The sequence below is a fragment of the Streptomyces sp. NPDC048612 genome, from assembly GCF_043199295.1.
Taxonomy (GTDB): domain Bacteria; phylum Actinomycetota; class Actinomycetes; order Streptomycetales; family Streptomycetaceae; genus Streptomyces.
On the sequence record NZ_JBICVV010000029.1, the window covers coordinates 1 to 16,743 of the forward strand.

The following is a 16,743-nucleotide window of genomic DNA, read 5'->3' on the forward strand; positions in this document are numbered from 1 at the left end:
GCCCGGTTACATTCCGAACCCGGAAGCTAAGCCTTTCAGCGCCGATGGTACTGCAGGGGGGACCCTGTGGGAGAGTAGGACGCCGCCGAACAATCATTGTGGGAAAGCCCCGCACCTTATGGTGCGGGGCTTTTTCGCGTTTCCGGGCAGGTCATTAGGCTCTTGGGTATGCGCTATGACCTGATCATTTTCGATAACGACGGTGTCCTGGTGGACAGCGAGCCGATCTCCAATCAGATACTTGCCGACCACCTCACCGCAGCGGGTCATCCCACCAGCTACGAGGATTCGCTGCGCGACTACATGGGCGGTGCGATGCACCGAATTCATGAGAGTGTGCTGCGGCGGTCCGGGAAGCGCCTGCCGGCTGGGTTCGACGAGAGCTTTCATGCCCGGGTCTTCGAGGAGTTCCGCAGGAGTCTGGAGCCCGTGACGGGCGTGGGCGAGGTGCTGGAGAAGCTGGCCGTGGACGGGGTGCCGTACTGCGTCGGGTCGTCGGGGAGCCATGAGCGCATTCGGGTGGCGTTGACGAAGACCGGGCTGTGGGAGCGGTTCGCGGGGGCCGGCGGCGGTGCCGGTGAGCGGGTCTTCTCCTCGCAGGACGTGGGTCGGGGGAAGCCGGCACCGGATCTTTTTCTGCATGCGGCACGGGAGATGGGGGTGGCGCCGGAGCGGTGTGCGGTGGTGGAGGACAGTCCGCTGGGGGTGCGGGCCGCGGTCGCGGCGGGGATGGACGTCTACGGCTTCACGGCGATGACGCCGCCGGAGAGACTGACGGAGGCCGGGGCCAGCGCGCTGTTCGGCCGTATGGCGGAGCTGCCGGCGCTGTTGCAGTAGGACACCGCCCCCGCCACCCGCCAGACGCCCGGTGGAATCGGTGCGGTGATCCATCTGCCCAGTGGTAGCGGGGAGTTCTACGCTGAGCGGCCATGACGGCCCCTCGGGTACCAGGAGCGCAGCTGCGGCACGGTCGGGCCTCGCTGGCCCTGAGCTTCTTCATCCAGGGTGCGGTCTTCGCCCTCCTCGTGACCCGAATACCCGCGATCCAGGACCGCTACGGGATCTCGGACGGTCTGCTGCCGGTGTTCCTGGCGGCGGTGCCCGTGCTGGCCGGGGCCGGCAGCGTCGTCACCGAGCAGCTGGTGAAGCGGGTGCGGCCCGGCCGGGTACTGCGCGGGGTGCAGCCGGTGGTGTGCCTGGCGCTGGCGGCGGTCGGGTCGGTCGGCTCGATGGCGCAGGCCGCGGTGGCGCTGGCCGTGTTCGGGCTGTCGGTGGGGGCGCTGGACGCCTCGATGAACATGCTCGGGGTGAGCCTGCAGCGGGCGTACGGGCGGAGCATCATGCTCGGGTTCCACGCCGCGTACAGCCTGGGCGGCATCGTGGGCGCCTCGCTGGCCTGGGCGGGTGCGCACGGAAGGCTGTCGCTCGCGCTGCTCTACGGGCCGGTGGTGGCCGTCCTGGTGCCGCTGGGGCTGATCGCGGGCCGCTGGTTCGTGGACCAGGACCGGCGGGCTCCGGACGGGAGCGGGGAGGGGCCTACGGGGGCCGTGGTGCCCCTCGCGATGCGGCTGTTGGTGCCGCTGTGTCTGGTGATGGCGTTCGCGTACATCGGGGACTCGACCGTCTCCAACTGGAGCGCGAAGTATCTGCAGGACGTCCTGGGGAGCTCCGAGCCGCTCGCCACCGTTCCGTACAACGTCTATATGGTCACCACGCTGCTCGGGCGGGCGGTCGGGGACCTGGGGGTGCGGCGCTTCGGGGCGGTCGCGGTGGTGCGGTCCGGGGCGGGGCTCGCGGCGGGCGGGTTCGCGGTGGTGGCGGCGGCTCCGGGGGCCTGGACGGGGATGGCGGGGTTCACGCTGCTGGGGCTCGGGCTCTGTGTGATCGTGCCCCAGACGTTCGCTGCGGCGGGGAGGCTGGCCTTCGAGAAGCACGGTCCCGAGGCCGCGGACCGGGCCGTGGCGCGGCTGAACCTCTTCAACTACGTGGGCTTCCTGATCGGCTCTCCGCTGGTCGGTGCGCTCGGCGAGATCTGGAGCTACCGGGGGGCCATGCTCGTACCGATGGTCCTGGTCCTGGTGACGCTGGTGTACGCCCGCTCGTTCGGTGCGCCGGAGGCCCGATACGGTGACGGACATGAGCGGCCGCGCACAGCTGATGTGGGATGAGGCAGTAACGGGCTACGACTTCGGGTCCGGGCATCCGATGGACCCGGTCCGGCTCGCGCTGACCATGCGTTTGGTGGAGGCGTTCGAGCTGGACCGCGGGCCGCTGGAGGTGGTCGCGGCCAAGCCGGCCGGCGACTCCACCCTGCGGCTGGTGCATCGCGAGGACTACATCGCGGCGGTGCGCAGGGCCTCGGCGGACCCGGCGGCCGCGGATCTGTCGTACGGGCTGGGGACGGCGGACGATCCGGCGTTCGTGCGGATGCATGAGGCGTCCGCGCTGATCGCCGGGCAGTCGGTGGGTGCGGCGGAGGCCGTGTGGCGGGGCGACGCGGCGCACGCGGTGAACTTCGCCGGCGGGCTGCACCACGCGATGCCGGGCGGGGCGGCCGGCTTCTGTATCTACAACGACGCGTCGCTGGCGATCGCCCGGCTGCTGGAGCTGGGCGCCGAACGGGTCGCGTACGTGGATGTGGACGTCCACCACGGCGACGGGGTGCAGGCGGCGTTCTGGGAGGACCCGCGGGTCCTGACGATCTCGCTGCACGAGCATCCCCGGACGCTCTTCCCGCAGACCGGCTGGCCGGAGGAGACCGGCGGGGCGGGCGCCGAGGGCACCGCGGCGAACGTGGCGCTGCCGGCCGGGACCGGGGACGAGGGCTGGCTGCGGGCGTTCCACGCCGTGGTCCCGGAACTGCTGGGGGCCTTCCGGCCGCAGGTGATCGTGACGCAGCACGGCGCCGACACCCACTTCGAGGACCCGCTGGCGCATCTCGCGGTCAGTCTGGACGCTCAGCGGGCCGTGGCGGAGGCCTGCCACGACCTGGCGCACGAGCACGCGGACGGCCGGTGGGTCGCGCTCGGTGGGGGCGGCTACGCGGTGGTGGACGTGGTGCCGCGCAGCTGGACGCATCTGGTCGCGATCGCGGCGGGCCGGCCGATCGAGCCGACCACGATGGTGCCGGAGCCCTGGCGGCACGAAGTGTTCCGCCGGACCCGGCAGTTGGCGCCGCACCGGATGACGGACGGCCGTACGCCGCAGTGGCGGGACTTCATCGACGACGGCTACGACCCGGCCGACCGGTTGGACCAGGCGGTGCTGGCCACCCGCCGGGCGGTCTTTCCGGCGCACGGCTTGCTGCCGTAGGACTCCCGGTCCCCCACGCTGCCCCTGTAACGCCGTTACGGCGCCCCGGAAGAGCTCCAGGGTGGCAGTTCCCCGCGAGCCCGTCCTCCGGCCGTCCACCGCTCCGTACGGCTGGGCCCGGCGCCGCGCCCCACGGATGTGTGACTACCCGTCGGTCAGGGCAACCGTAGGCCGACCAACCGGACAGTATGGGACGCGTGTTGGGAACCGGGGCGCTGCGGGCGCACCTGATCGAGGCGCGGCTCGCGGGCACCATCGCGACCACGCGGGAGAAGAGCCTGGCGCGCTACCGGCTCTTCGCGGCACGCGACCCCAGGGCGCTGCTGGGGCTGGACCCCGAACGGGACTGGCCGCTCGGTGAAGTACTGCGACTGATGGGGCGGAAGTGCGGGGTTTCGGCCGATCCCGCGCACAGTTCCGGCCCTGATGTGATCGACCCGGACCGTACGCTCGCCGCGCTGGACGGGTTCGCCGAACGGGTCGCCGCGGCGGCCGGCCGCCGGGCACCGGTGCTGCTCGGCACCGGCCATCCGCACCGGCTGCTGGAGTTCTACGCCGCCCTCGCAGACGCCCTCTCGGCGGCGGGCTGCCCCGTCCTCACCCCGGCGTATGGCGCCCGTGTCGACATAGCGACCCGGTTCGGGGTACGTCCCTGCACCCTCACCTACGTACGGGGAGTCGCGCTGATGCGAGAACCCGGCGTGGGGGGCGCGCCCGGGGCCGGGGGCGTACACACCCATTCCCCGCTCCCGGTACGGACCGCTCTGGCGGCCGCCGCGGACGTCCCCGGGCCGCTGCCGGCGCTGGTGATCGGGGACCACGGCTGGGTCTGCGGGGCAGGTCAGCTGGGCTTTGAGGCGATCGGACTGGCGGACACGGACGACCCGGCGCCGTTCGTCGGCCAGGCCGAGGGACGGGTGTCCGTGGTGGTGCCGCTCGATGACGCCGTGCGGGCCGAGGATTATCGGCCGCTGGCCCGTTACGTCATCAATCGTGCCGGTCTGTCACGTTAGGCGGCTGTTCGCTGCTCCTCTTCCCCACTCGCATCACCCGCCCCTAATCTGGGGAGTGAGCGCATAGCGACGAAGAGTCACCGGAGGGGAAGCCGGTGTCCGTCTTATGCGGAAGGTGCAGGTGTGACATGGCGGCAGACCAGAGGCCTCTGAACGAGGTCGTGTTCCTGACAGTGGCGGAGGTCGCCACGGTGATGCGAGTGTCGAAGATGACCGTGTACCGCCTGGTGCACAGCGGTCATCTGCCCGCGATTCGCGTGGGGAGGTCATTCCGGGTTCCGGAGCAGGCGGTTCACGACTACCTCCGGGAGTCCTTTGTGGGGGTGGAATCAGCCTGACGCGTCCGTCACCGACCCTCGGATTACGCCGTTCGCCCGGCGCCGGGTAGGCTGGCCCGATGTAGGTAGTGTGGGCTCGGACGCCCCGCACCGAGTGATTCGAAGTGAGCGAGGGTAGTCGTGGGCTCTGTTATCAAGAAGCGGCGCAAGCGGATGGCTAAGAAGAAGCACCGCAAGCTGCTCAAGCGCACCCGTGTTCAGCGTCGTAACAAGAAGTAAGCGACGCTGATCGCGAATTCGCGGCCCCCCATCGCCTTGTGCGATGGGGGGCCGCGGTGCGTTGTGGGCCGTATGGACGGTGGTCGGACGGAAATGCGGCCACGGGCATCCTGCGGTCATCACTGCGCAACAACGACCCGATAGCGTGGTCCGCACACCCCGACCAGGCGCGGTCGCGGCGGGAAGGAAGGGCTGATCTTGGGCAAGGTCGTGCTCGTCACGGGAGTCGCACGGCAATTGGGCGGCCGGTTCGTCCGCCGTCTCCAGCGCGACCCCGACGTCGACCGGGTGATCGGAGTCGACGCCGTGCCACCGGAGCACCATCTGGGCGGCGCCGAATTCCTCAGAGCCGATATCCGGCATCCGGCCATTGCCAGGGTCCTGGCCGAGACGGGCGTCGACACCGTCGTCCACATGGACATCAACGGCACGCCGTTGGGCAAGCGCGGCGGCCGCGCCTCGGTGAAGGAAACCAACGTCATCGGGACGATGCAGCTGCTCGGCGCCTGCCAGAAGGCCCCGAACGTGCAGCGGCTGGTCATCAAGTCCAGCACCAGCGTCTACGGCTCCGCGCCCCGGGACCCCGCCGTCTTCACCGAGACCACCACACCGAAGTCGCTGCCCAGCGGCGGCTTCGCCAAGGACATCGTCGAGGTCGAGGGGTACGTACGCGGCTTCGCCCGCCGCCGCCCGGACGTGGCGGTGTGTGTGCTGCGCTACGCCAACATCCTCGGGCCGTGCGCGGACTCCCCGCTCGCCGAGTACTTCTCGCTGCCCGTGTGGCCCACCGTCCTCGGCTACGACCCGCGGCTGCAGTTCGTCCACGAGGACGACGCCCTCGACGTGCTGCGGATCGCCGCCGCCGCGCCCCGCCGCGGCACGCTCAACAGCGGCACGTTCAACATCGCCGGAGACGGGGTGCTGCTGCTCTCGCAGACCTCCCGGCGGCTGGGGCGGCCCACCGTCCCGCTGCTGCTGCCGACCGTCACCTGGGCCGGTACGGCGCTGCGGTCGATCGGCATCACGGACTTCTCGCCGGAGCAGATCCGGCTGCTCACGCACGGCAGGGTCGTCGAGACGACACAGATGCGCGAGACACTGGGGTTCCACCCGAAGTACACGACGGCGGAGACCTTTGCGGAATTCGCCCGCAGCCGCGGACCCGGGCTGCTGCCGCCCGAGTCCCTCGCCCGCACCGTCGACCGGCTCGCCCACGTGCTGCCCGCACGCAGCGGCCCGACCCAGTGAGGAGTTCATCCACGATGGCGGACGCCAAGGTCATTCCCTTCGGCGAGGAGCCCCGGGCGCGCAGGAAGGCCAGGCGGGCCGGGCGCGGGGGAGGCGGTGCGCCGCTGGCGCCCGTACCGGAGGCACGGACCGAGCACCCGCCGGCAACGCCCCCGAAGCAGAGCCCCGGGCGGTCCCTGGACGAGCGGATCGCGGGCGGGCTGGCCTTTCTGCGGCGGCGGATCACCGGCGACTACGAGGTCGACGACTTCGGGTACGACGAGGAACTGACCGACCAGGTCCTGATGTCGCTGCTGCGGCCCTTCTACGAGAAGTACTTCCGGGTCGAGGTGAAGGGGATCGAGAACATCCCCTCCGACGGCGGCGCGCTGATCGTCGCCAACCACTCCGGGACGCTGCCGCTGGATGGCCTGATGCTGCAGGTCGGGGTGCACGACAACCACCCTGCGCAGCGTCATCTCCGGCTGCTGGCCGCCGACTTGGTGTTCGTGCTGCCGGTGATAAACGAACTGGCGCGCAAGGCGGGGCACACCCTCGCCTGCGCGGAGGACGCCCAGCGGCTGCTGGAACGCGGTGAGATCGTCGGGGTGATGCCGGAGGGCTTCAAGGGCATCGGCAAGCCCTTCGCGGACCGCTACAAGCTCCAGCGCTTCGGACGGGGCGGCTTCGTCTCGACGGCGCTCAAGGCCGGGGTGCCGATCGTGCCGTGCTCGATCGTGGGCGCCGAGGAGATCTACCCGATGATCGGGAACTCCAAGACGCTGGCGCGGGTGCTGGGGCTGCCGTACTTCCCGGTCACGCCGACCTTCCCGTGGCTGGGTCCGCTGGGCGCGGTGCCGCTCCCGACGAAGTGGACGATCCAGTTCGGCGAGCCGATCCCGACGGCCGGCTATCCGCCGGAGGCGGCGGACGATCCGATGCTGATGTTCAACCTGACCGACCAGGTACGGGAAACGATTCAGCACACCCTCTACAAGCTGCTGGTACAGCGACGCTCGGTGTTCTTCTGAGGGAAGGACCAGAAGAACACCGAGCGCGTCGGTGCCGGGGACCGCTCCGCTACTTCGGGAGGTCCTCGCCGTCGATGCCCAGACCGGGAAGCAGCCCCGGGATCAGCGGCGGGAGGGTGACGTCGGGCTGACCGCCGGTCTCCTTGCCCCGGTCGTGCGGTGACGGGCTGCTGCCCTTGGACGGCGGGTCGAGCAGCCCGCCGGTGTTGCCGCCGAGCAGGCCGTCCTCCTGGGACGGCGACGCCGACGGACGCGGGGCGTGCGAACCGCTGCGGTGCTTGCCGTGAGCGGACTTGCTGCCGGACGGCGCCGGGCGGCCTTCGGAGCCGGAGCCGGTGCCCCCGGAGGCGTGCGTGTCGCGGTGGTGGCGCTTGCTGTCCGGGGTGGGCGGCAGCAGCGAGCGGAGCGGGCCGACCTCCTTGTCCATGGCGTCGAAGACCGAACTGACCTCGTCCCGGACGTCCGTGAGCTGCACCGGGAGCTTGTCGCGCAGATGCGACCAGGTGCCGCGATGGGACCGGGTGAAGGAGTTCAGCGCCTGGATGGGGCCGAGCGAGCCGTCGCGTTCATAGGCCGCGTGCAGCAGGCGGTGGCCCTCGCCCGCGTCGTGCCGGATGCCGGAGAGCGCCTTGCGGATCTCACCGAGCGACTCGTGGTCGAGATCGGCGAGCCGGGCGCGCTCCATCAGCCGACGGACCTCCATCATGCGGGTGGAGGCCTGGTCCAGCAGGAGCCGCCCGCGGTCGGAGTCGTCGTCGGCCATACCCAGCCGGAGATCCTCCATGCCCCGCTTGAGGCCGTAGAGGGAGTCGCCGGGGAGGGCGTCGGAGCTGGCCGCCGCGACCCCGCTGAAGGCGCCGGCGGCGACGCCGACCGTCAGCCCGCCGGCCGCCAGCCCCTTGGAGAGGCGGGAGCGCGGGCGCAGTCGGCCGATCGATTTGGTGGCGCGGTGCGCGCCCTTGTGTTCGCGCTGCTCGGGCACCCTGGCACCGTCGGACGGAGCGCCTTCGGCGAAGGCGGCCTCCATCGCAGCGATGAGCTGGGCGCGCTGGACAGTCTTGACCTCGGTGGCCATCTCCGGCCCCGGGAGTTTCCCGAGGCCGTCGGCGACCGCCAACAGCCGTGCTTCGCCCGGCGCTTGCGCCGGCTCGACCTGGTCCTCGGCCGCCGCGCCCTCGAGGACCTGCTCCTCCAGGGCCTGGGCGAAGGCGTTGGCCCGCCGGTGCACCGAGACATTTGCGATCACGGGCGGCACCTCCTCTCGTCATCCCGCTCGACTCCCCGGACTGGCTTTGACTGTCCAGATGGACCGGAGGGTTGCACGCCCGGTCCGCGGCCACTCGAACGAGTGAGAGGCAGCGGGCATGGCGTGACCGCATGGAGCCTGCATCCCGCACAACGAGCGGCGCGGCACTCGGGTTACGCACTCACGATGATCTGACCGACCGGGTACGGGAGGTCACCAAGAGTGAGCGTATGACGGCGTGGGACTGGTCGTCGGCCCATGTGGACAGGGGGGTCAGCGGGCGTCTTCGGGGAGCAGCCGCGCGAGGGTGCGGACCGCGCGGTACTGGAGGGTCTTGATCGCGCCCTCGTTCTTGCCCATGACGCGGGCGGTCTCGGCGACCGAGAGGCCCTGCAGGAAGCGCAGCGTGACGCACTCCTGCTGTTGGGGGTTGAGCTTGCGTACCGCCTCCAGCAGGGCGGCGTTGGAGAGGGACTCGAGGACCGATTCCTCGGGGCTGCGCTCGACCTCGTTGGCGTCGAGCATCTCTCCGGTGGTGACTTCCAGGCGGAAGCGGGAGGACTTGAAGTGGTCGGCGACGAGGTTGCGGGCGATGGTCACCAGCCAGGCGCCGAAGTCACGGCCCTGCCAGGTGAACGTGCCGATGCGGCGCAGGGCGCGCAGAAAGGTCTCGCTGGTGAGGTCCTCGGCCGTGGCGCGGCCGCCCACGCGGTAGTAGATGTAGCGGTAGACCGTGTCGGCGTACTGGTCGTAGAGGCGGCCGAAGGCCTCGGCCTCGCCGGCCTGGGCGCGTTCGACCAGGTCCATCATGCGACGGCTGTCGCTGTCGGCGGGGCGGCGGGCGGTGGTCGTGCCGGTGCCGGAGCGGCGGGTTCTGCCGGCGGCCTTGCCGACCGCAGCGCTCCCGTCGGCCAGGGCGTAGCAGGGTCCGGCGGTGGGGACGGCTGAGGCGAATGCGGGGACGGCGTACGCGGTGGGGACAAAACTGCGCAGGTGGTCGACGAGTGTCGTACGCAGCGTAGCCAGGCCCGAGGCGTCAACCCCGACGTGTGGGTACACGGGACTCCCAGAGGCAGAGCTTCCATCACGTGCAGTGCGGGACCGTTCACTCGTCGTAGGGACGTGTGGGTTCCGGATTGCGTCTGAGGAGAATAACGCTTCGTACAGGCAGCGCTACACCCAGTTGCTCAAATCATCGATTAGTTACGGTCCGTGCCGGGTTGGTGGCAGAATCAGTATCGATTACTGAGCAACTATTGATCGGAAGGGAACGCAATCTGCCTGGTTGGAAGGCGTGTTGTGGCTGGCCGACAGCCGCGGGACTGACGGGACGGCGAGGGGGGTAGGGAGAGGGGATGGCCGTCCGGTCGGCGGGGTGATCAGACCTGGTCAGCGGCGTCGGCGCTGGAGCGCGACGGCGGCCGCTGCGCCGCCGGCGAGGGCCCCGACCCCGGCCGCGGCGGGGATGCCGATCTTGGCCGCTTTCCGGCCGGTGCGGTAGTCGCGCAGCCGCCAGCCCTGCTCCCGGGCGTGCTTGCGCAGCCGGCTGTCGGGGTTGATCGCGTACGGGTGCCCGACGAGCGAGAGCATCGGGATGTCGTTGGCGGAGTCGCTGTAGGCGGCGCAGTGCGACAGGTCCAGGCCCTCGCCGGCGGCCAGGGCGCGGACCGCCTCGGCCTTGGCCGGGCCGTGCAGCGGCTCGCCGACCAGCTTGCCCGTGTAGACCCCGCCGACGGACTCGGCGACGGTGCCCAGCGCGCCGGTCAGGCCGAGCCGGCGGGCGATGATGGTCGCGGTCTCGACCGGGGCCGCGGTCACCAGCCAGACCTTCTGGCCGGCGTCGAGGTGCGCCTGGGCCAGGGCGCGGGTGCCGGGCCAGACCCGCTCGGCCATGTACTCGTCGTAGATCTCCTCGCCGATCGACATCAGCTCGGCGACGCGGTGGCCCTGGACGATGGACAGCGCGCTGTTGCGGACGTCCGCCATGTGCTCGGGGTTCTCCGAGCCGGCGAGGCGGAAGTAGACCTGCTGCCAGGCGAAGCGGGCCAGGTCGCGCTTGTGGAAGAAGCGCCGCTTGTACAGGCCGCGGCCGAAGTGGAAGAGCGCGGCGCCCTGCATGACGGTGTTGTCCAGGTCGAAGAACGCGGCGGCCGCGGTGTCCCCGACGACCGGGAATTCGGGCTCCGCCGGCGTCTCCTCGACGGGCGGTGCCTCCTGGGAGGACTTGCGGGCGGCCTCGGCCGCGGCCTCCCCGGCCAGCACGCTGCGGGCCGTGGCGGGACGTCGGCGGCGCGGGAGCCAGCCCAGGTCGAAGAGCGCCCCGGAGGGCATCCAGCCGGTTCGGCGAGCGGGCGACATGCCGACAGCGTAGCCAGTTTGTTCGGTGCAGCCGGTTACGGGCGCGTGTCAGCGAGGCCCGGAGAGGGGGAAGGGTGCATTACGGCCAGCTCCGTGGGGTCCTAGGGGCCAGCTCCGCGGGGCCCTAGGTGAGGGGCGAACACTTCCCGTAGGGGAGGCGTGGGCCCCTTCGGGCCACAACGTTGCGGGGGGAAGGGGTATTCCCGGGGCGGGGCGTCGGGGCGGTGGGCGGTGGGGTGGCGCGGCGGTGGGCGGGGGGGGCGGGGGGGGGGGTGGGGGGGGGGGGGCCCCGCCGGGCGCGGCGGGGCCCCGCGGGGCCCCGGGGGGCCCGTGGGGGGGGGCCGCCGCGGGCCGGGGGGGGGGGGGGGGCCCCGGGGCGCCGGGGGGGGGGGGGGGGGGGGGGGTTGCCGGGGGGGGGGGGGGGGGGGGGGGGGGGGGGGGGGGGGCGCGGCGGTGCCCGGCGGGGCCGGGCGGTGGGATTGGCGCGGCGGGGCCAGGCGGTGCCCGGCGGGACCAGGCGGGACCAGGCGGGGCCAAGCGGGCCCGGGCGGTGGGGTTGGCGGGGTGGGCTCAGGTGCCCAGGGCCGTGCGGAGGCGTTTTGGGTCGACGCGCCAGAAGTCGTGCTGGGCGCCGTCGACGAGGATGACCGGAATTTGCTCCCAGTACTTGCGGTGCAGCTCGGGGTCCTCGGTGATGTCCTTCTTCTCCCACGACGCGCCGGTCTCGGCGCAGACCTTCTCGATCACGGCCTGGGCGTCGTCGCAGAGGTGGCAGCCCGGCTTGCCGACGAGGGTGACCATCCGGTCGGCGGGGCTCTTGCGGGGGCTGCGGCTGAACAAGGGGGCCATGCAGTCATTGTGCCGGGTCGCGACGGTGCCGGGTGCGGTCCGGTTCGACTACCATCGTTGGGCGATTTGTAGGTATCCGGGGGTATGGCGAAGAGGAGTGAGGGCGCGTGCTCCCGCTGCTGCCGCCCCGTCTGACCGGTGGCGCGAGTGAACGGTGTGACGTGGGAGTTGGTTCCGCGGAGGCCTGTAATACCCGCGTGACCCCGGTCACTTTGGGCGGACAAACCGGACACCATCTTTGTGCACGCGTTCACAAAGACATAGCCTGCAGAAGACAGGGCGGTCGGGTTCCATACGGCCGCCCGCAGCCCCGCTCTACCCGCAGGAGCACCGTGGCAACTGGCCGAACTCACCGACCGGCGACCCGAAGCCGAGGGATTCCCGAGGCCACCGTCGCCCGGCTTCCGCTGTATCTGCGTGCGCTGACCGCGCTCTCCGAGCGTTCGGTACCCACGGTCTCCTCCGAGGAGCTCGCGGCCGCGGCGGGGGTCAATTCCGCCAAGCTGCGCAAGGACTTCTCCTACCTCGGCTCGTACGGGACCCGCGGCGTCGGCTACGACGTGGAGTACCTCGTCTACCAGATCTCGCGTGAACTGGGGCTGACCCAGGACTGGCCGGTCGTCATCGTCGGTATCGGTAACCTCGGCGCCGCGCTCGCCAACTACGGCGGCTTCGCCTCGCGTGGCTTCCGTGTCGCCGCGCTGATCGACGCGGACCCGGCCATGGCCGGCAAGCCCGTCGCGGGCATCGCGGTCCAGCACACCGATGAGCTGGAGCACATCATCGAGAGCAACGGCGTCTCGATCGGCGTCATCGCCACGCCCGCCGGGGCCGCCCAGCAGGTCTGTGAGCGCCTGGTCGCGGCCGGTGTCACCTCGATCCTCAACTTCGCGCCGACCGTGCTGACCGTGCCCGACGGGGTGGACGTGCGCAAGGTCGACCTGTCGATAGAGCTGCAGATCCTCGCCTTCCACGAGCAGCGGAAGGCCGGCGAGGAGGTCGGTTCCGGCGGCGAGGGGTCGGCCGCCGCGCGCGCCGCCGCCGCGGTCGCGGACGACCGCAAGGGACCTGACGGGGACATGCCCGCCGTGATGCCGGCATGACACTCCTGGTCGTCGGACTGAGCCATCGCAGCGCGCCGGTGAGCGTGCTGGAGCGGGCCGCGCTCGCCCCGGAGGCGCGCGGCAAGCTGCTGCAGGACACGGTGTCGGCCGAGCCGGTCACCGAGTCCGCGGTGCTCTCCACCTGCAACCGCATCGAGCTCTACGCCGACGTGGACAAGTTCCACGCCGGAGTCGCCGAGCTGTCCTCCCTCCTGGCCCGGCACAGCGGTGCCGGCCTGGAGGAGCTGACCCCTTATCTCTACGTCCACTACGAGGACCGGGCGGTCCACCACCTCTTCTCGGTGGCCTGCGGCCTGGACTCGATGGTCGTCGGCGAGGGCCAGATCCTCGGGCAGATCAAGGACGCGCTGGCCGTCGCGCAGGAGCAGCACACCGCGGGCCGGCTGCTGAACGACCTGTTCCAGCAGGCCCTGCGGGTGGGCAAGCGCGCCCACAGCGAGACCGGCATCGACAAGGCCGGCCAGTCGCTGGTCACCTTCGGGCTGGAGCAGCTCGCGGGCGGCCGGGACGTCGAGGACTGGGCGCACGGCAAGCGGGCGCTGGTCATCGGCGCCGGTTCGATGTCGTCGCTGGCCGCCACCACCCTCGTACGGGCCGGTGCCGGCGAGCTGGCGGTCGCCAACCGCACCGTCGAGCGCGCCGAGCGGCTCGTGCAGATCCTCACCGAGCCGGGCGGGCCCGGTGCCGCCACCGGGGTCGCCGCCCGCGCGGTGGCGATGACCTCCGTCCCCGAGGAGCTGGCGCTCGCCGACATCGTGGTGTCCTGTACCGGCGCGACCGGCCTCGTCCTGGCGGGCGAGATGGTCGCCGCCGCGCGCGACGGGCGCGAGGCGCCGCTGGCGCTGCTCGATCTCGCCATGCCGCGGGACATAGATGCCGCGGTGCACCGGATCGAGGGCGCGCACCTCGTCGACATCGAGTCGCTGGCCGACGCGTCCGCGGACGCACCGATGGCGGCCGACGTGGACAAGGTGCGCGGCATCGTCTCCGACGAGGTCGCCGCGTTCGGCGCCGCCCAGCGGGCCGCGCACATCACCCCCACCGTGGTCGCCCTGCGCACCATGGCGGCGGATGTCGTTGCCGGTGAGATCACCCGGCTCGACGGCCGCCTTCCCGACCTGGACGACAAGCAGCGCGCCGAGATCACCCAGACCGTGCGCCGCGTCGTCGACAAACTCCTGCACGCGCCCACTGTCCGGGTCAAGCAGCTGGCCAGCGAGCCCGGCGGCGCCGGGTACGCGGACGCCCTGCGGGAACTCTTCGACCTCGACCCCCAGACGGTCGCCGCCGTCAGCCGGGCCGACACGCGCGCCGACAGGCACGATGCACGGGAGCGGGCATGACCGACAGCACGACGAGAGCACTGCGGCTGGGCACGCGGCGCAGCAAGCTCGCCATGGCCCAGTCCGGGCAGGTCGCCGAGGCGGTGCGCCGGCTGACGGGCCGCCCGGTCGACCTCGTGGAGATCACCACCTACGGCGACACCTCCCGTGAGCACCTCGCGCAGATCGGCGGCACCGGTGTGTTCGTCTCCGCGCTGCGCGACGCGCTGCTCGCCGGGGAGATCGACTTCGCCGTCCACTCGCTCAAGGACCTGCCCACCGCGCAGCCCGGCGAGCTGACCCTGGCCGCGATACCCGTACGGGAAGACCCCCGGGACGCGCTGATCGCCAGGGACGGGCTCACCTTCGAGCAGCTGACCGCCGACGAGGACCGGGTGGCCCGCATCGGCACCGGCTCGCCCCGGAGGATGGCGCAGCTCAACGCCTGGGCCAGGTCGCTGGGCCGGCGTGTGGAGACCGTGCCGATACGCGGGAACATCGACACCCGCATCGGCTTCGTCGAGAAGGGTGAACTGGACGCGGTCGTACTGGCCGCCGCCGGGCTCACCCGCATCGGCCGGATCGACGAGGCGACGCAGCTGCTGTCGCCCGACGTGGTTTTGCCCGCCCCCGGCCAGGGGGCACTGGCGATCGAGTGTGCCGCGGTCAACGTGGACCTCGCCGCCCGGCTCGCCGAGCTCGACGACCCGGACACCCGGGCCGCCGTGACCGCCGAGCGTTCCCTGCTCGCCGCCCTGGAGGCCGGCTGTTCCGCACCCGTCGGAGCACTGGCCGACCTCAAGCGTGACGAGCAGGCTGTCACCGAATTGCATCTGCGTGGTGTCGTCGGCACGACCGACGGCAGCACGCTGGTGCAACTGTCCACCACCGGGCACGTACCCGCCTCTCCCGACGACGTGGCGACCCCGCTGAACATGGGTCGTGAACTCGCCGCCGAGATGCTCGCCAAGGGTGCGGCCGGTCTTATGGGGGAGCGAGCACTTTGAACCCCACCGCCCCAAACCACTCCGCCTCCGGTCAGGTCACCTTCCTGGGTGCCGGGCCGGGAGACCCGGGTCTGCTGACGCTGCGTGCCGTGGAGGCGCTGGCCTCCGCGGACGTACTGATCGCTGACCCGCAGGTGCTGGACGTCGTGCGCGTGCATGCCCGCGCACAGGTGGACACACCACTCCAGGCATCAGCTGACGAGGCGTCAATCCCCGCGGATGTGCCTGCCCTTAGGGACACCGCCAATCTTGTCATGACGGCCGCCCGTGCGGGCAAGCGGGTCGTCCGTGCCGTTACCGGGGACCCCGGCCTCGACGGCTATGTCGCCGAGGAGATGCTGGCCTGCGCCGCCGAAGGCATCGTCTTCGAGGTCGTGCCCGGTATCGCCGCGGCCGTCGGCGTGCCCGCGTACGCCGGTGTCCCGCTGCGGGACGCGGAGGGCACCGACGTCCGTTTCGTCGACGCCCGCACCGCCGACGCGCGCTGCTGGTCCGAGGTGGGTGCCAGTGACGCCACCGCCGTCGTCTCGACCTCCCTCGACTCGGTGGCCGCGGCCGCCGGGGAGCTGGTGTCGGCCGGCCGCAAGCCGGACACCCCGCTGACCGTCACCGTCGCCGGCACCACCACCCGCCAGCGCACCTGGACCGCCACCCTCGGGTCGGTCGCCCAGGTGCTCAAGGCCGCCAAGGTGCTGCCGTCGCCGGACGGCGGCCAGCCGGTCATAGCCGTGGTCGGTGAGCGATGCGCCGCGGCGCAGCGCGACCGCCTCTCGTGGTTCGAGTCCAAGCCGCTCTTCGGCTGGCGGGTGCTCGTGCCGCGGACGAAGGAACAGGCCGCGTCGCTCTCCGACCAGCTCGTCTCGTACGGCGCGGTGCCGCACGAGGTCCCGACCATCGCCGTCGAGCCGCCGCGCACCCCGCAGCAGATGGAACGCGCGGTCAAGGGCCTGGTCACCGGCCGCTACGAGTGGATCGCCTTCACCTCGGTCAACGCCGTCAAGGCCGTCCGGGAGAAGTTCGAGGAGTACGGCCTGGACGCCCGCGCCTTCGCGGGGATCAAGGTCGCCGCGGTCGGCGAGCAGACCGCCAAGGCGCTGGTCGCCTTCGGTGTGAAGCCCGACCTGGTGCCGAGCGGCGAGCAGTCGGCCGCTGGTCTCCTGGAGGACTGGCCGCCCTACGACGCGGTCTTCGACCCGATCGACCGGGTCTTCCTGCCGCGCGCCGACATCGCCACCGAGACCCTGGTCGCCGGGCTGATCGAGCTGGGCTGGGAGGTCGACGACGTCACCGCCTACCGGACCGTGCGCGCCTCGCCGCCGCCGGCCGAGACCCGTGAGGCGATCAAGGGCGGCGGCTTCGACGCGGTGCTCTTCACCTCGTCGAGCACCGTGCGCAACCTCGTCGGCATCGCCGGCAAGCCGCACAACGTCACCGTGATCGCGTGCATCGGCCCGGCCACCGCGAAGACGGCCGAGGAGCACGGGCTGCGGGTCGATGTCATGTCGCCCGAGCCGTCGGTGCACAAGCTGGCCGAAGCCCTCGCGGACTTCGGTGCGGCGCGCCGCGATGCCGCCATCGAGGCCGGGGACCCGGTCACGCGGCCGAGCGAGCGGCGGCCGGGGTCGCGCCGCCGGGCCCGCAGCTGAGCGGTCGCAGCAGGAACGCGTGAAGGGCGCCCCTCCGGGGGCGCCCTTTGT

At 71.8% G+C, this 16,743-nt stretch carries 16 protein-coding genes and 1 rRNA gene; 13 read left to right on the plus strand and 4 right to left on the minus strand.

Features of this window, described 5'->3' with window-relative positions:
* The 9 genes from rrf to ACGFN2_RS31540 form a co-directional block, all read left to right on the plus strand.
* Positions 1-91: ribosomal RNA gene (rrf, locus tag ACGFN2_RS31500) — 5S ribosomal RNA — on the plus strand; the annotation flags it as partial.
* 77 nt (positions 92-168) lie between these two features.
* Positions 169-837 (plus strand): HAD family hydrolase, encoded by a 669-nt coding sequence (locus ACGFN2_RS31505; protein WP_393366069.1) that lies wholly within the window; start codon positions 169-171, stop codon positions 835-837.
* 92 nt (positions 838-929) lie between these two features.
* Positions 930-2,168: an MFS transporter gene (locus ACGFN2_RS31510; RefSeq protein WP_393366072.1), complete on the plus strand. Its 1,239-nt coding sequence runs from the start codon at positions 930-932 to the stop codon at positions 2,166-2,168.
* Entirely contained in the window at positions 2,137-3,312 is a 1,176-nt protein-coding gene (locus tag ACGFN2_RS31515; RefSeq protein WP_393366074.1) for an acetoin utilization protein AcuC, read from the plus strand. The genes ACGFN2_RS31510 and ACGFN2_RS31515 overlap by 32 nt, the downstream gene beginning before the upstream one ends.
* Positions 3,313-3,509: 197 nt before the next feature.
* A complete protein-coding gene (locus tag ACGFN2_RS31520) occupies positions 3,510-4,325 on the plus strand; it encodes a phosphatase (RefSeq protein ID WP_362609082.1) in 816 nt (271 codons plus the stop codon).
* A gap of 128 nt (positions 4,326-4,453) precedes the next feature.
* Positions 4,454-4,663, plus strand: a complete 210-nt coding sequence (locus ACGFN2_RS31525; protein WP_006604741.1) for a helix-turn-helix domain-containing protein — start codon at positions 4,454-4,456, stop codon at positions 4,661-4,663.
* A 120-nt stretch (positions 4,664-4,783) separates the two neighbouring features.
* Complete coding sequence (locus tag ACGFN2_RS31530) at positions 4,784-4,882, plus strand: 30S ribosomal protein bS22 (protein WP_003948845.1); 99 nt, start codon at positions 4,784-4,786, stop codon at positions 4,880-4,882.
* A gap of 198 nt (positions 4,883-5,080) precedes the next feature.
* A complete protein-coding gene (locus ACGFN2_RS31535) occupies positions 5,081-6,130 on the plus strand; it encodes an NAD-dependent epimerase/dehydratase family protein (protein ID WP_362609083.1) in 1,050 nt (349 codons plus the stop codon).
* Positions 6,131-6,144: 14 nt separating this feature from the next.
* On the plus strand, positions 6,145-7,140 hold the full coding sequence (locus tag ACGFN2_RS31540; RefSeq protein WP_362609084.1) for a lysophospholipid acyltransferase family protein: 996 nt from the start codon (positions 6,145-6,147) through the stop codon (positions 7,138-7,140).
* 49 nt (positions 7,141-7,189) lie between these two features.
* Here the strand turns inward: ACGFN2_RS31540 and ACGFN2_RS31545 are convergent, their stop codons facing one another.
* The 4 genes from ACGFN2_RS31545 to ACGFN2_RS31560 all read right to left on the minus strand — a co-directional run bounded on the left by ACGFN2_RS31545 (position 7,190) and on the right by ACGFN2_RS31560 (position 11,593).
* A complete protein-coding gene (locus ACGFN2_RS31545) occupies positions 7,190-8,386 on the minus strand; it encodes a DUF5667 domain-containing protein (RefSeq protein WP_393366077.1) in 1,197 nt (398 codons plus the stop codon).
* 273 nt (positions 8,387-8,659) lie between these two features.
* Entirely contained in the window at positions 8,660-9,445 is a 786-nt protein-coding gene (locus tag ACGFN2_RS31550; protein WP_362609087.1) for an ECF subfamily RNA polymerase sigma factor, BldN family, read from the minus strand.
* Positions 9,446-9,775: 330 nt separating this feature from the next.
* Positions 9,776-10,717: an HAD-IB family hydrolase gene (locus ACGFN2_RS31555; protein WP_362609151.1), complete on the minus strand. Its 942-nt coding sequence runs from the start codon at positions 10,715-10,717 to the stop codon at positions 9,776-9,778.
* Positions 10,718-11,314: 597 nt separating this feature from the next.
* Positions 11,315-11,593 carry a glutaredoxin family protein gene (locus ACGFN2_RS31560; protein WP_393366079.1) on the minus strand — a complete coding sequence of 93 codons (279 nt, stop codon included), beginning with the start codon at positions 11,591-11,593 and terminating at the stop codon, positions 11,315-11,317.
* A 332-nt stretch (positions 11,594-11,925) separates the two neighbouring features.
* Between ACGFN2_RS31560 and ACGFN2_RS31565 the strand changes: the two genes are divergently transcribed.
* The 4 genes from ACGFN2_RS31565 to ACGFN2_RS31580 are packed head-to-tail and all read left to right on the plus strand — an operon-like array spanning position 11,926 to position 16,692.
* Entirely contained in the window at positions 11,926-12,696 is a 771-nt protein-coding gene (locus ACGFN2_RS31565) for a redox-sensing transcriptional repressor Rex (RefSeq protein ID WP_362609089.1), read from the plus strand.
* Positions 12,693-14,060 (plus strand): glutamyl-tRNA reductase, encoded by a 1,368-nt coding sequence (locus tag ACGFN2_RS31570; RefSeq protein WP_362609091.1) that lies wholly within the window; start codon positions 12,693-12,695, stop codon positions 14,058-14,060. The genes ACGFN2_RS31565 and ACGFN2_RS31570 overlap by 4 nt, the downstream gene beginning before the upstream one ends.
* The gene (gene hemC / locus ACGFN2_RS31575) at positions 14,057-15,046 is read left to right on the plus strand and encodes a hydroxymethylbilane synthase (RefSeq protein ID WP_362609093.1); all 990 of its coding nucleotides are present in this window, start codon (positions 14,057-14,059) and stop codon (positions 15,044-15,046) included. The genes ACGFN2_RS31570 and hemC overlap by 4 nt, the downstream gene beginning before the upstream one ends.
* Positions 15,043-16,692, plus strand: coding sequence for a bifunctional uroporphyrinogen-III C-methyltransferase/uroporphyrinogen-III synthase (locus tag ACGFN2_RS31580; protein WP_362609095.1), 1,650 nt, complete (start codon positions 15,043-15,045; stop codon positions 16,690-16,692). Before hemC ends, ACGFN2_RS31580 begins: the two co-directional genes overlap by 4 nt.
* The last annotated feature ends 51 nt before the right edge of the window (positions 16,693-16,743 follow it).